This is a genomic window from Rhodococcus ruber (genome assembly GCF_016804345.1).
GTDB lineage: Bacteria > Actinomycetota > Actinomycetes > Mycobacteriales > Mycobacteriaceae > Rhodococcus > Rhodococcus ruber.
The window spans coordinates 760770-774157 of sequence record NZ_CP044211.1; the positions used below are offsets into that span (position 1 = coordinate 760770).

At 69.7% G+C, this 13388-nt stretch carries 9 protein-coding genes; 5 read left to right on the forward strand and 4 right to left on the reverse strand.

The genetic code is table 11. The features are described 5' to 3' along the window. The first annotated feature begins 68 nt into the window (after positions 1-68). The 4 genes from F1734_RS03540 to F1734_RS03555 all read left to right on the forward strand — a co-directional run bounded on the left by F1734_RS03540 (position 69) and on the right by F1734_RS03555 (position 6783). On the forward strand, positions 69-665 hold the full coding sequence (locus F1734_RS03540; protein ID WP_026137973.1) for a TetR/AcrR family transcriptional regulator: 597 nt from the start codon (positions 69-71) through the stop codon (positions 663-665). A gap of 37 nt (positions 666-702) precedes the next feature. Next, positions 703-3045, forward strand: a complete 2343-nt coding sequence (locus F1734_RS03545) for an MMPL family transporter (protein WP_017681609.1) — start codon at positions 703-705, stop codon at positions 3043-3045. A gap of 82 nt (positions 3046-3127) precedes the next feature. Continuing rightward, complete coding sequence (locus tag F1734_RS03550) at positions 3128-4855, forward strand: ABC transporter ATP-binding protein (RefSeq protein WP_026137972.1); 1728 nt, start codon at positions 3128-3130, stop codon at positions 4853-4855. Continuing rightward, on the forward strand, positions 4852-6783 hold the full coding sequence (locus F1734_RS03555) for an ABC transporter ATP-binding protein (RefSeq protein ID WP_010594858.1): 1932 nt from the start codon (positions 4852-4854) through the stop codon (positions 6781-6783). The genes F1734_RS03550 and F1734_RS03555 overlap by 4 nt, the downstream gene beginning before the upstream one ends. Positions 6784-6886: 103 nt before the next feature. On the opposite strand, the gene F1734_RS03560 is transcribed toward F1734_RS03555, so the two are convergent. The 4 genes from F1734_RS03560 to F1734_RS03575 form a co-directional block, all read right to left on the reverse strand. Then, entirely contained in the window at positions 6887-8086 is a 1200-nt protein-coding gene (locus tag F1734_RS03560; protein ID WP_099528123.1) for an MFS transporter, read from the reverse strand. Positions 8087-8179: 93 nt separating this feature from the next. Continuing rightward, complete coding sequence (locus F1734_RS03565; protein ID WP_203011363.1) at positions 8180-9493, reverse strand: WS/DGAT/MGAT family O-acyltransferase; 1314 nt, start codon at positions 9491-9493, stop codon at positions 8180-8182. A gap of 37 nt (positions 9494-9530) precedes the next feature. Further along, a complete protein-coding gene (locus F1734_RS03570) occupies positions 9531-10475 on the reverse strand; it encodes an alpha/beta hydrolase (protein WP_010594861.1) in 945 nt (314 codons plus the stop codon). 16 nt (positions 10476-10491) lie between these two features. Beyond that, positions 10492-12009, reverse strand: a complete 1518-nt coding sequence (locus F1734_RS03575; protein WP_040273544.1) for a flavin-containing monooxygenase — start codon at positions 12007-12009, stop codon at positions 10492-10494. A gap of 185 nt (positions 12010-12194) precedes the next feature. Here F1734_RS03575 and F1734_RS03580 point away from each other — a divergent pair, with 185 nt between their 5' ends. Then, complete coding sequence (locus tag F1734_RS03580) at positions 12195-13382, forward strand: PucR family transcriptional regulator (RefSeq protein WP_052455321.1); 1188 nt, start codon at positions 12195-12197, stop codon at positions 13380-13382. Positions 13383-13388: the final 6 nt, after the last annotated feature.

Here is a 13388-nt window from a genome sequence, read left to right on the forward strand (position 1 = left end):
GGCAAACACATATTCTTGCAGGACTCTGCAAATTTGCAGGACTCTGCAAGGTGCGTACCGTGGAAGACGTGACCACTTCGCCCGGCCTGCGCGACCGCAAGAAGGCCGCCACGCGAGCAGCGCTCGTCGCGGCCGCGGCCGACCTCGCGCGGGAGAGGGGGCTCGACGGTGTCACGGCCGACGCCATCGCCGCCCGGGCCGGGGTGTCCACCCGCACCTTCCACAACTACTTCGCCGGTAAGGAAGAGGCCGTCCTCGCGCACCTCGAGGGGTTGGTGCACGCGTGGGTCGGGCGCCTGCACGCGCGGCCCGCCGGTGAGCCCGTGTGGGAATCGATGGAAGCCGTTGCACGGGAAATAGTTTCGGATCCCGGCGGTGACTTCGTCGAGCTGTGCACGACCATGGAGCTGCTCGAACAGAGCCCCGCCCTGCTGGCGCGCCGCGTCGAGATGGAAGTGCGCGCCTCGCAACTGCTCGTCGAGGCCATCGCCGAGCGCACCGGCACCGACCCCCGGGTCGACCTGTATCCGAGCCTGGTCCGCTACGCCGCGGTCTCGGCCATGAAGTCGGCAGTCGAACTGTGGCTCGCCGGCACCTCGGGGGCGACGTCCCCGGAGGAGCTCGTCCGAGCCGCCTTCGAGCAACTGCGACAAGGCCTTTCCTAAGACATCTGCACGACACATCCGGAAGACGAGGTTCCCCGTGGCGACCTATCTCTATCGGATCGGCAAGTTCGCCTATCGGCGAAAAGGCACGGTCCTCTCCCTCTGGCTGGCGATCCTCGTCCTCTTCGGAGTGGGTGCGGCCACCCTGTCCGGGCCGACGACCGACTCGTTCTCCATCCCGGGCACCCCCGCGCAGCAGACGCAGGACCTGCTCGCCGAACGGTTCCCGAACGCCGAGGACCCGATGAACGCGCTCAGTGCCCGCTACGTGTTCGCCGCCCCCGAAGGCGGGACCCTCGACGAACCGCAGAACCTCGCGGCGATGAACGAGGTGCTCGCGGCGATCCGCGGCATCGACAAGGTGGCCGCTGCCGCCAAGATCGACCCGGCAGTCGCCACCCCCGAGCAGCAGGCCGCCGTCCTCGTCGACCCCGTCGCCGCGAACGCCGGTCTCGTCGAACGGATGAAGGCCGCCGCGGAGCAGCAGGGCAAGCCGGAGGAGACCGCGCTCGCCGACGCGGCCGCGCTGTCGCCGCTGAGCCCGGACCGTACCGTCGGCTTCGTCACCGTCCCGTTCGAGGGCGGCTTCGGCGACGTCGACGACACGATGCGTGAGCAGATCGCCGCGGCCGCGGAGATCGGCCGGGACGCAGGGCTGAACGTCCAGGTCAGCGGAACCGCCGCCGCGGAGGCCGAGATGCCCGGTGGCGTCACCGAACTCATCGGCATCGGCATCGCCGCCGTCGTCCTCGCCATCACCTTCGGCTCGCTCGTCGCCGCGGGCCTGCCGTTGATCACCGCCATCATCGGCATCGCCATCGGCAGCCTCGGAATCACCGTCGCCACCGGTTTCGCGGACCTGAGCTCGATGACCCCGACGCTGGCGATCATGATCGGTCTCGCCGTCGCGATCGACTACTCGCTGTTCATCGTCTCCCGGTTCCGCCACGAGATCACCGTCACCGCCGACCGGGCCGAGGCGGCCGGACGTGCCGTGGGCACCGCAGGCTCGGCCGTCGTGTTCGCCGGCCTGACCGTGATCATCGCCCTGATGGCGCTCAGCGTGGTGGGGATCCCGTTCCTGTCCGCGATGGGGTACGCGGCCGCATTCACGGTGTTCATCGCCGTGCTCATCGCGATCAGCCTGCTGCCCGCGATCCTCGGCCTGTTCGGGCGCAAGGCGTTCGCCGGCCGCATCCCGGGCCTGAAGGACCACGATCCGGAGGCCGACACCGACACCCCGAGCGCCGCCCAGCGCTACATCCGCTGGGCCACCGGCAAGCCGCTGATCCCGCTCGTCGCCGGCGTGCTGCTGCTCGGCATCCTCGCGCTGCCCGGCGCGAACCTGCAGCTCGCCCTGCCCACCGAGGCGACCGGCGACCCGAAGACCAGCGCCCGGCAGGCCTACGACCTCGTGAACGAGGCGTTCGGTCCCGGCCGCAACGGTCCGCTGCTCGTCGTCGCCGACGCCCGCGAGACCACCGTCGCGCCGCAGGAGGCGTTCGGGGAGGTCGTGCAGCGCCTGTACGAGCAGGACGAGGTGGTCAACGCCCAGGTCGTGGCGGTCAACGAGGCCGGTGACACCGCGCAGATCATGGTCACCCCCCGGTCGGGCCCCAGCGAGCCGGCGACGATGGATCTCGTCTCGAGCATCCGCGACCAGGAGGCCCAGCTGAACGACGAGATCGGCGTCTCCTACGGCATCACCGGACAGACCGCCCTCGAGGGCGACGTGTCCGAAACCCTGCAGAGCGCGCTCGTCCCGTATCTCGCGGTGGTCGTCGGGCTCGCGTTCATCCTGCTGATGCTCGTGTTCCGGTCGATCCTGGTGCCGCTGACCGCGACCCTCGGATTCCTGCTCAGCGTCCTGGCGACGTTCGGCGCCACCGTGGCGGTCTTCCAGGAGGGCTGGGGCGGGCTCGTCTCCAACCCGCAGCCGATCGTCAGCTTCATGCCGATCTTCCTCATCGGTGTGGTGTTCGGGTTGGCGATGGACTACCAGGTCTTCCTGGTGACCCGCATGCGGGAGGAATTCGTCCACGGCGCCTCCGCGAAGGAGGCCGTGCGGATCGGGTTCGCCCACGGCGCCCGGGTGGTCACCGCCGCCGCGGTCATCATGATCTCGGTGTTCGCGGCCTTCATCGCGGAACCGAACTCGTTCATCAAGTCGATCGGCTTCGCGCTCGCCGCCGCCGTGTTCTTCGACGCGTTCGTCGTGCGCATGGTGATCATCCCGGCGGTGATGGCGCTCCTCGGCGACAAGGCCTGGTGGCTGCCGAAGTGGCTGGACCGCATCCTGCCGAACGTGGACGTCGAGGGCGAGAAGCTCCGCCGTGAGCTGACCGCCCCCGAGCCCACCCGCGAGCCGGCGCACACATGACCGGGCCCGGGCACCTCTTCCGTTCCCGCGGGGGCGGAAAAGGTGCCGGGAACCGGGCCCCTGCACCGGTAGCGTGGTGATCATGCTGGTCCGGTTGCTCCTGCGGTTCCTGCGCCCGCACCGCGGGGCGCTGCTCGCGGTGGTGCTGCTGCAGACGGTGGCCACCGGCACCATGCTGATCCTGCCGGCCCTCAACGCCGACCTGATCGACTACGGCGTCGCCCGCGGCGACATCGGCTACATCCTGACCACCGGCGCGGTGATGCTGGCGATCAGTTCGGTGCAGATCGGCTGCTCGATCGGTTCGGTGTACTTCGCGGCGCGCACGGCCATGGCGGTCGGCCGCGACGTGCGGCTCGCCGTGCTCCGTCGCGTCGGCGAGTTCTCCGCCCGCGAGTTCGGCCGGTTCGGCGCGCCGTCGCTCATCACCCGCAACACCAACGACGTGCAGCAGGTGCAGATGCTCGTGCTGATGAGCTGCACCATCGTGGTGATGGCCCCGATCATGGGCATCGGGGGCATCGTCATGGCGCTGCGCGAGGACGTCGGCACGTCGCTGGTACTCGTCGCCGCCGTGCCCGTCCTCGCAATCACCATGTTCGTCCTGATCGCGCGGATGGTGCCGGCCTTCCGCGTGATGCAGGTGCGCATCGACGCCGTCAACCGGATTCTCCGCGAACAGATCACCGGGATCCGCGTGGTGCGCGCGTTCGTCCGCGAGCCCACCGAACGGGAGCGGTTCGAGGTCGCCAACGGGGAACTGACCGACACCGCGTTGCACGTCGGCCGCATCAACGCCCTGCTGTTCCCGCTCGTGATGCTCATCGCGAACGCCACGAGCGTGGCCGTGCTGTGGTTCGGTGGCCACCGGATCGACACCGGCGACATGCAGGTCGGGTCTCTCACCGCGCTGCTGAGCTACATCATGCAGATCCTCATGGCGGTGATGATGACGTCGTTCGTGGCGATGATGGCGCCGCGCGCGGCCGTGTGCGCCGAGCGGATCCTCGACGTGCTCGACACCGAATCGTCGCTGCCGACGCCGGCCCGGCCCGTCCGCACCCTCGCCACCCCCGTGACCCTCGAGTTGCGGAGTGCGGCGTTCGCGTACCCCGGTGCCGACGCGCCCGTCCTGCGCGACGTGACGTTCCGGGCCGAACCAGGCAGCACGACCGCCGTGATCGGTGGTACCGGCTCCGGCAAGACGACCCTGCTCCGGCTGATCCCGCGGCTGATCGACGTCACCGCCGGCGCGGTCCTGGTGGGCGGCACCGACGTGCGCGAGCTGGACCCGCAGGTGCTGCGCTCCGCGATCGGTCTCGTACCGCAGCGGGCCTACCTGTTCTCCGGCACCGTCGCCGAGAACCTGCGGTACGGCCGCGCCGACGCCACCGACGACGAACTCTGGCACGCCCTCGAGGTCGCGCAGGCGGCGGACTTCGTCCGGGCGATGCCGGAGGGACTCGACACCCTCGTCGCCCAGGGCGGCACGACGGTCTCGGGCGGACAGCGTCAGCGCCTGGCCATCGCCCGGGCGCTGGTCCGCCGGCCGTCGATCTACCTGTTCGACGACGCGTTCTCGGCTCTGGACCAGGCCACCGACGCGCGGCTGCGGGAGGCGCTGTTCCCGGAGACCCGCGATGCGTGCGTCGTGGTCGTCGCGCAACGGGTGTCCACGGTGCTCGACGCCGACCGCATCGTCGTCCTCGACGGCGGGGCCGTCGTCGGCTCGGGCACGCATCTGGAGTTGCTCGCGAGCTGCCCGACCTACGCCGAGATCGTCGAGTCGCAGCGCATGGTGAACGCATGACCGAGCGCAAGGAGGCGGGACCGCGGCTCGGGGGTGTGGACCCGGGCGCCCCGGAGAACCGGGCTCGGCAGAAGTGGCCGGCCACCAAACGGCTCGTCGGCCTGTTGCGGCCGCATCGGTGGGCCGCATCCGTGGTGCTCGTGCTGGCCGTGCTCGGGGTGGTGGCGTCGTCGGTGGCGCCCCGGGTTCTCGGTCACGCGACCGACCTGATCTTCAGCGGGGTGATCGGCCGGCAGCTGCCGGCCGGGTTGTCGAAGGAGCAGGCCGTCGAGGCGCTGCGTGCGCAGGGACGTGACCAGTTCGCGGAGATGGTGTCGGCGATGTCGCTCGTGCCGGGCGCGGGCATCGACTTCGCCGCCCTCGGCCGCACCCTCGTGTTCGTGCTCGCGCTGTATCTGCTGTCGTCGGGCCTGATCTGGCTGGCGGCGTACGGGCTCAACGAGATCGTCCAGCGCGTCATCCGCGACCTGCGAACCCGGGTGGAACGCAAGGTGCATGCGCTGCCGCTGCGCTATTTCGACTCCCACTCCCGAGGTGACCTGCTCAGCCGCGTCACCAACGACATCGACAACATCTCGCAGGGTCTGCAGCAGTCGATCAGCCAGCTGGTGCTGTCGGTGCTCACCCTGCTCGGCCTCGTCGTGATGATGGTGTGGATCTCGCCGCTGCTCGCACTCGTCGCGATCCTCATGGTGCCGGCGTCGGTGGTGGTGACCGCGGTGGTGGCGAAGCGGTCGAAGCGGCACTTCGTGACCCAGTGGAAGACCACCGGCAACCTCAACGGTCAGATCGAGGAGGCCTTCACCGGCCACGAACTCGTCACCGCGTTCGGCCGCACCGCCGAGGTCGAGCGCCGCTTCACCGAAACCAACGACGAACTGTTCCGGGCCGGGTTCCGGGCCCAGTTCGTCTCCGGGCTGGTGATGCCGCTGGTGATGTTCATGAGCAACCTCAGCTACGTCGCGATCGCCGTGCTCGGCGGGTTGCGGGTCGCGTCGGGCACCGTCAGTCTCGGCGAGGTGCAGGCCCTGATCCAGTACTCGCGCCAGCTCGGCCAGCCGCTCGGTCAGATCGGCGCGATGGTCAATCTGCTGCAGTCCGCGGCGGCGTCCGCCGAGCGGGTGTTCGAGATCCTCGACGAACCCGAGCAGGAACCCGATCCGCCGGCCCCCGTCACCCCGTGGGGGCGGTACGGCCTGGTCGAGTTCGAGGACGTCTCGTTCTCGTACCTGCCGGAGCGGCCGCTCATCGAGCATCTCGACCTGCGGGTCGAGCCGGGGCAGATGGTCGCGATCGTCGGACCGACCGGCGCCGGCAAGACCACGCTGGTGAACCTGATCCTGCGCTTCTACGAACTGGATTCGGGACGCATCCTCGTCGACGGCGTGGACATCACGACCATGAGCCGCGACGAGCTGCGCTCGCGCATCGGGATGGTGCTGCAGGACACCTGGCTGTTCGGCGGCACCATCCGCGACAACATCGCCTACGGCCGGCCGGACGCCACCGAGGACCAGATCCTCGAGGCCGCACGCATCAGCTACGTCGACCGGTTCGTGCGGTCCCTGCCCGACGGCTACGACACCGTGATCGACGAGGACGCCGGCAACATCAGCGCGGGGGAGCGGCAGCTGATCACCACCGCCCGCGCCTTCCTCGCCCAACCGTCCATCCTGATCCTCGACGAGGCCACCAGCTCGGTCGACACCCGCACCGAGTTGCTCGTGCAGCATGCGACGGCGGTGCTGCGCCGCGATCGCACCAGTTTTGTGATCGCGCATCGGCTCTCGACCATCCGCGACGCGGACCGGATCGTGGTGATGGAACACGGACGCATCGTCGAACAGGGCACACACGACGAGCTCCTCGAGGCGGGCGGCGCCTACTTCCGCTTGTACGACGCGCAGTTCCGCGCCCTCGTGGAGTGAGGGTCGGCAGGATCGTCGCGCCGGTTGTGGATCCGCGCGCGGCATTGCCGGAGCGGATTCCGGAGGGGCGAGCGAATTTCCGGCGGGAGGGCCGGGCCGTTCTTCACCCGTGCGGCACGTCGGCGGTGCGGGGGTGCTCGGCGACGACCAGCCGCCGGGCCCGCACCACGGCGACCACGAACGCCGGGACGGCGAGCGCGAACAGCGGCAGGCTCGCGCCGGTGACGGGCTCGAGCACCACGAGCAGCACCGGCAGGGCGAAGCCCAGGTAGGTGCCGACGTAGAAGACACCGGTCAGCGTCCCGCGCGCAGTCTTGGGCGCGAGCGACTCGAGGTCGAGCAGTCCCTCGCGCAGGCACAGCCCGTAGGCCACCCCGAGCACGGGTGCCGCGACGGGCAGCAACCACAGCGGCGGGTGCGTTCCGCCGGCGCCGACGAGGAGGAACCCGAGCCCGGCGAGGACGGCGCCGACCGTCCCGGCCCGCGGTCCCCACTCCCGGCGCCGCGCCGCCGCCTGCACGACGATCCCGGAGCCCAGGGCGAGCAGCGCCGCGGCGCCGGTCAGTGCCGGTCCCGCGTACTCGCTCGAGACGCGGGCCGGGAAGGTCACGAACGCGACAGTGACGCAGGCGAACACCCAGGGCGCCAGCGGTAACGACCAGGACAGTGCGGCGGCCACCGACCGTCCGTGCCCCGGCACGACCGGTTGCAGGTCCGCCGCCGCGTAGTGCGCGGACCGGCTCCACACCGCCGCGGCGGCCACGGCCGCCGCCGACAACGCGGCCGAGAGCACGAAGGGGAGGGACAGCGGCCGCGGGCCGAACTCGGCGAGCAGACCGGACACGAAGGGTCCCAGGGCGAATCCGGAGCTGAGGGCCACGCCGGCGAGCACCGTGCCGACCTTCCCGCGCAGGTCCGTGGCCCACGCGGTCCCCGCCCCGATGGCCAGTCCTGCGCCGATCCCGACGACGAGACGGCCCGCGACGAGCCCGGCGGCGTCGTGCCGGACGAGGAGCAGCACGGTACCGGCGAGGGCGATCGTCGCACCGGGGAGCACGACCGCGGCTCGGCCCACCCGGTCCGAGAGGGCACCGCCGCCGACCAGGCCGGGCAGCAGTCCGAGCGCGTAGATGCCGAACACCCCGTCGAGCAGTGCGTGCGAGAGACCTTCGTGCTCGCGCAGGACGGGGATCATCGCGGCGAAGTGGTTCGCCGCCCACCCGGTGGTGACGAGGACGGCCAGCACGCCGGCCAGGGCCCGGCTCAGCTGTCGTGCCGGTGCGGGCGGTGCTGCGGTCATCATCTGTCCTCTCGCCGGGGCCGGACCCGTCACGCTAACCGACCGGCCGCTCGGGCCGGACCGGTGGATGCTCCTGGGGACGTCGAGCGGCGGCGATCAGCTCAGTGCCGCCAAACCGGCGTCCAGACAGCCGAGCATCCGCTGAAGGTGAGGAACGTTGCGCCGGCAGGCGATCAGACCGAACTCGATGTTGTCGGCGTAGCTGAGCACTGTGATGTTCAGGGCTTGGCCTTCCACCGGCATCGACACCGGATACCAACTTTCCATCGTGGCGTCGCCCCAGAAGAGTCGCTTGCGTGGCCCGGGCACGTTGGAGATCACCACGTTATACGGCGGCGCCGCGACCGACGTGAAGCCGGGCACGGCGGCCAGACCGGTGGGACCGATCGAGGTCAGCATGCCGATCGTCGAAAGCTGGAGTGCGCTGCGCCCGCGCATCACCTCCTTGGCGGCCAGCATGGAGGCCTGGATGCGGTGCAGGCGTTCCACCGGGTCGGCGACGTCGGTGGCCAACCGGCACAGCACCATCGTGACCGCGTTGCCGTCACCCTCGGTGCGCGGCAAAGCCACCGGCACCGCGGCGACCAGTGACTTCTCCGGTAGGTCGGCGGTGCTGGAGAGATACTCGCGCAGCGCGCCCGAACACATCGCCAGCACCACGTCGTTGATGGTCGCGCCGTGGCGCTCGGCCACCGCGGCGATCGCGGCCATCGGCCACGACTGGGCGGCAAAGCGTCGCGCCCCGGTCAGCGGGCGATTCAAGACGGTCTTCGGAGCGGTGAACGGCAGCGCCGCATCGGGTGTGCGCAGCCCCCTCGTGACCACTTGCGCCGCCGCGGGCAGGACACCGGCGAGGTCCTTGACGAAACCGCGCGGGCGGGCCGGATCACGGGTCGCCCTCGGCCGCGGGCCCCACAGCGGGCGCGGTGTGCCGGTCGGCTGGTCCGACAGCATGGCCGCGGTGTTGCGGACCGCGTTCACACCGTCGGTCAGCGCGTGGTGCACCTTGCCGTACACCGCGAACCGGTTGTCGTCGAGTCCCTCGATGAGGTGGAACTCCCACAGCGGCCGGTGCCGGTCGAGCAGTGTGCCGTGCAACCGCGACACCAGGGCCAGCAGTTCGCGCACCCGGCCGGGCCGCGGCAGCGCCGAATGCCGCACGTGGTAATCGAGGTCGACGTCGTCGTCTGCCCAGCGCAGCGCCCCCGACAGCGGGCCCGGCCAGGCCGGTTTGCGCCGGTACATCCCCGCCGGCTCGGTGCTTTCGAGCAACCGTCGATACAGATCGTGCACATAGTCGGGTGGGGCACCGTCGGGCAGCCGGAACACGTGCAGGCCGCCGACGTGCATGGGGTGTTCACGGGTTTCCGACGCCAGGAACATCGCGTCGGACGGGGTGATGAATGTCATGGCGGAACCTCGTTCGGAATGTCCTCGGGTTCGAGCGTCAGCGGCTCGGCGGAACGGCGACGGTCGGCAGGGTCCGCGCCGGCTCGAGGACGCGGGTGAGGAAGCCGATCTGGTCACGCAGCATCCGTTGCTGCCAAGGGCCGTCGTAGACGTCGAAGTGATCGACGGGGTACTCGCACAACAGTGCAGAAGCTCCGGCCTTCTTCGCGGTCCTGCGCGCGGCGACGGGCGGTGCGACACGGTCGTGTGTGCCCACCTGCACAAGGATCGGGCAGCCAAGACGGCCGGCAGCGGTGATGGGACGGTTCACGGGCACCTCCAGAGCTGTGCGCGCGCAGATCTCGTTCCGCCACGTCGGGCCGGCGATGGAGGTGTAGGCCTCCTCGGCGCCGGGGGTGCTGATGATCGCCACCTTTCCCCGCTGTGCCACCACCGGGATGTGGTGCGGTCGGCGCCCGGCGATCCGGCGAGCGAGGTCGCGCAGCCCGTGGCCGGTGGTGCGCACCAGTTGGCCGGCTCCGGCGTAGCGGGCGATCTGCACCGCCGCTGCCAGCCCGTCGGTCGCCGGGGTCATCGATACGATCGCCGCGACCCGCCTGTCCTGGGCGGCGACTGCGATGACATGACCACCGGAGTACGACGTTCCCCACAATGCGATTCGATCGGCGTCCACGCCGGGCAGGTGACGGGCGGCGGCGATCGCCGCGTGATAGTCCTGGCGCTGACGTCGGAAGGAAACGTCCTGGCGCGGTGTTCCTTCCGAATCGCCGAAGCCACGGTAGTCGAACACCAATACGTCGATTCCGTGGTCGGCGAACCCCTCGGCATAGCCGATCAGGCCGGTGTCCCGGGTGCCGCCGAAGCCGTGTGCCATCACCACGCACGGGCGTCCGGCTGCGCCGGCCAGCACGTCGGAGACGGCCGGAATATGCCAGGCCGCGCAGGCGACGCCGTGACTGGGGAAGGTCAGATTCTTCTTCATCTCGGTCGCTCCGTTCCTACGACGCGACGGCAGCCGTGCGGCTGGGTGCGAACTCGAGCGCCGGATCCTCGACCGGCCCGCGACGCAGCCGTTCGACGTCCTTCTCGTAGGCCATCTGTACCGTCCACGGGCCGCTGGTGCCGCCGCGCGGGAACCTCGCGATGGCCCGCTGGACATATCCCGAGCTCATGTCGACCACGGGGACACGGTCCATGTGCGGATCGTCGAGCACTGGTTCGACGGTGCCGTAGCCGTGGCTGTCCATGTAGTCGAGCAGTCGGCAGAAGTGCTCGCACACCAAGTCGACTTTGAGCGTCCAGGAGATGTTCGTGTATCCCAGTGCGAACACGAAATTCGGGACACCCGACAACATCATCGCCTTGTAGACCGTCGTGTCGGGCAGGTTCACAGGCCGCCCGTCCACGCCCAGTGCGATCTTTCCGAACGGTGTCATGTTGAGTCCGGTCGCCGTGACGACGATGTCGGCGGCCAACTCCTGACCCGATTCCAGCAGAATCCCTTCCTTGGTGAACCGTTCGATCCGGTCGGTCACCACCGAGGCCTGCCCCGCGGATATCGCCTTGAACAGATCCCCGTCGGGAACCATGCACAGGCGCTGGTCCCACGGGTTGTAGCGCGGGGTGAAATGGGTGTCCACGTCGAAGCTCGCGGGTAGCTGCCGGCGCACGTTGGCGATCAACAGCGTGCGCATGAGCTTGGGCGCGAGCCGGCAGGCCTTGTAGATCCCGCGGTTGAGCATGATGTTCTTGCGCCGGATGATCCGGTGGGCGCGGGCGGGACCGACCACTTTGTTCAGGGTGTTCGCGATCGCGTCCTCGGCCGGGATCGAGAACACGTAGCTCGGCGAACGCTGCAGCATCGTGACGTGACCGGCCTTGCCGGCCATCGACGGGATCAGCGTCACGGCGGTGGCGCCGGAGCCGACGACCACCACGCGCTTGCCGGCGTAGTCGAGATCCTCGGGCCAGTGCTGCGGGTGGATCAGTCGGCCCGCGAACTCCTCCGCGCCCTCGATTCGAGGTGTGAAGCCTTCCTCGTAGTCGTAGTAGCCGGTGCCCAGGAACAGGAATCGCGCGGTGAAATGCACGGGTTCGGCACTGCCTGCTTGCTGCGCGGTGACGGTCCAGCGTCCGTCCGCCGAGGAGAACTCTGCGGCGCTGACCCGGTAGCCGAAACGAATGTGCTCGTCGAGACGGTTTTCGGTGACGGTCTGCCGCAGGTAATCCATGATGATGTGGCCGTCCGCGATCGACTTCCGATGCGTCCACGGTTTGAATTCGTAGCCGAAGCTAGGCATATCCGAATCCGAGCGGATGCCCGGATAGCGGAACAGGCTCCACGTGCCGCCGATCGAATCCAGGCCTTCCAGGACTGCGAACGTCGTACCGGGACGGCGTGTCCGGAGGTGATACGCCGCGCCGATGCCGGAAATGCCGGCGCCGACGATCAAGACGTCGAAATGCGTGTCTTCCGTGTGGCGACCGCTCTGCTCGGTGGTCGTCGGGGTGCTCATGGTCGGTCTCCTCGAGCGGTGTGCTGGTGTGTGACGGCATTCACAGTAGAACCGCAACAGCACGCGCTGACATGTCTACCGGCACACTCTTTCCGCACCGATATGTGCTGTGGCACACTTGTACCGTGCTCCGTGCGGCAGTGGCGCCCGAAGTTGTTTCCCTCGTCGGTGACGTCGCCGAACTGATGCTGCGCGAGATCGATCAGCTCGTCGCCGAGATGGACGCCGCCGAGGTGGCGGTGGCCCCGATGCTGGGCGCAGACGCGGCGATCGCCGCGGAGATGTCGGCAAGCAATCGCGCCAACGCCGCGCGCCTGCTGACCACCCTCGCCCGGCGTGAGGTCGGGGGCGCGCCGATCGACGTGCCACCCGAAGCCCTCGACGTCGTCCGCACCGTCGTGCGTCGCGGCATCGACCTCGAGGTGATCTACCAGGCATACCGCCGGGGCCAGAACGTCGCCTGGCAGCGGTTTCTGGCTCATGCCGGACGGATGGTCCCACCGGGGCCGCAGTTCGTGGAGTTGTTGGAGGTCACCTCGCAGCTGATGTTCGACTACGTCGACCACGTGGTGAGCCGTGTCATCGCCGACGCCCAGCGGGAACGTGAGGAGGTGCTCGGCGGCGCGCTCGCCCGCCGCGCCGAGACCGTGCATCTGATCCTCGACGGCGCCCCGATCGACCCCCGCCGAGCCAGTGAACGCCTCGGATATCAGCTCGCTCGCCACCACACCGCACTCGTCCTGTGGGCCGAACGGGCGGGCGGCACGCAGGGGGCACTGGAGTCCGCCGCGACGCTGCTGGCCCAGGCCGCCGGAGCCCGCACACCCCTCACGCTGCCCGCGGGCACCTCGACGCTGTGGGCGTGGCTGGGCACCGGATCCGAACCTGCACTCGACGCGCTGCGCGAAGCAATAACCAAGGCGCAGCCGAACATTCGGGTGGTCGTCGGTCCCGCCCGAGTGGGCATCGACGGCTTCCGTCGATCGCACGACGCGGCACTGACCATGCACCGCCTGCTCAGCGGGCAACGCGGCGGCGACCGCGTCGCGCTCTACCGCGAGTTCGAAGTCACCACGTTGGCCGCTCGAGACCTGGATCGGGCGGCCGAATTCGTCGCCACGACGCTGGGTCCGCTCGCTGCGGACACGCCCGGTGCGGCGCGTCTCCGCCAGACATTGCGGGTGTTCCTCGAGGAAGCCGAAAACGCCCCTCGCACCGCCGCACGCCTGCACACCCACCGCAACACCGTCCTCCAGCGTGTCACCCGGGCAACCGAACTGCTCGGACACCGCCCCGGCGCGCGCCGGCTTCCCGTCGAGCTCGCCTTGGAGCTGGCTCACCATCTCGGGCCACGACTCCTGGCCCGTGATTGAGGGACG

Excerpts from the sequence above, each read along its gene's own strand:
- F1734_RS03550 (WP_026137972.1), top strand. The coding sequence starts at position 3,128 with ATGCTGGTCCGGTTGCTCCTGCGGTTCCTGCGCCCGCACCGCGGGGCG.
- F1734_RS03555 (WP_010594858.1), top strand. The coding sequence starts at position 4,852 with ATGACCGAGCGCAAGGAGGCGGGACCGCGGCTCGGGGGTGTGGACCCG.
- F1734_RS03560 (WP_099528123.1), bottom strand. The coding sequence starts at position 8,086 with ATGATGACCGCAGCACCGCCCGCACCGGCACGACAGCTGAGCCGGGCC.
- F1734_RS03565 (WP_203011363.1), bottom strand. The coding sequence starts at position 9,493 with ATGACATTCATCACCCCGTCCGACGCGATGTTCCTGGCGTCGGAAACC.
- F1734_RS03570 (WP_010594861.1), bottom strand. The coding sequence starts at position 10,475 with ATGAAGAAGAATCTGACCTTCCCCAGTCACGGCGTCGCCTGCGCGGCC.
- F1734_RS03575 (WP_040273544.1), bottom strand. The coding sequence starts at position 12,009 with ATGAGCACCCCGACGACCACCGAGCAGAGCGGTCGCCACACGGAAGAC.
- F1734_RS03580 (WP_052455321.1), top strand. The coding sequence starts at position 12,195 with ATGCTGCGCGAGATCGATCAGCTCGTCGCCGAGATGGACGCCGCCGAG.